The organism is Agaribacter flavus, assembly GCF_042646125.1.
GTDB classification, from domain to species: domain Bacteria; phylum Pseudomonadota; class Gammaproteobacteria; order Enterobacterales; family Alteromonadaceae; genus Glaciecola; species Glaciecola flavus.
Genome location: NZ_JBHRSW010000027.1, coordinates 1 through 872, shown reverse-complemented (window position 1 = coordinate 872; position 872 = coordinate 1). Strand labels below are relative to the sequence as shown.

The 872-nt window shown below is 39.1% G+C and carries 1 protein-coding gene and 1 pseudogene; both read right to left on the bottom strand.

Annotated features, from left to right (window positions below; translation table 11 throughout):
- Positions 1–61: 61 nt before the first annotated feature.
- On the bottom strand, positions 62–208 hold the full coding sequence (locus ACFOHL_RS12965) for a helix-turn-helix domain-containing protein (RefSeq protein ID WP_376920660.1): 147 nt from the start codon (positions 206–208) through the stop codon (positions 62–64).
- 300 nt (positions 209–508) lie between these two features.
- Positions 509–793 (bottom strand): annotated as a pseudogene (locus ACFOHL_RS12960) (helix-turn-helix transcriptional regulator); the annotation flags it as partial.
- Positions 794–872 lie beyond the last annotated feature (79 nt).

Genomic DNA, 872 nt, shown 5'->3' with positions numbered 1-872 from the left:
ATTAGTGCCGCACCATTAAACTTAAATCAGACAGTTGTACAGAACGGTCTAAAATGATCGGTTACCGCGTAGTACGATTTAAGAGTTTAACACCTAAGCGCCCCTCCAATGCTGCTATGGCACGAGTTGTCGCAGGAGCTGACATACTCAAGCACTCTGCAGCTTCAGAAAAACTCTGCCGCTTTGCCACTTCAATGAAAACTTTAATACTGTGAAACTTGTCTATTGCGTTATCTTCTTATGCTATGTTGGGTTCGCGGTGAGATTATACTGGAAAATCCCTCCTCTTTCGTCGCAAAAACCGCTGCAAGTATATTCATATACGCTTCGATTTTTCTTCAAGTAAAATAAATTTTGCGACGAAAGAGGGAACAACTGCCCACTATAATCTCACCGAGATATCAAATATTTTAAAATGTTTCTTTATTTTGCAACGGTAACATATTTTTCTTACCAGTCGAATACGAAGCAACGAACATTGAACTTGCACACCAAAGGTCAACAGACCCTAGCAACAGGCACCCCCATCATCCTTCGCATTTTTAATACTTTGAAAATAAAAGGACAAATTTTTATCTCGTTCATCTACAAACTTTTTATCTAGGCGCTTAAATGACGAAATCCTGTCCAAACGGAAATTACGAAATTCATTTCTCAGCTCACACCAAGCAGTCAATAACCAAACAGGGCTAAATGATGTAAGCGCAAGTGGGCGAACTGTCCTTTCGGATTCAATGTTGTTTAAGTCTACATAAATAAGATTCACTTTCTCTTTATGTCGAATGCATTCCCTTACTTCTGTGAAACGTAACCGATCATTTTAGACCGTTCTGTACAACTGTCTGATTTAAGTTTAATGGTGCGGCACTAAT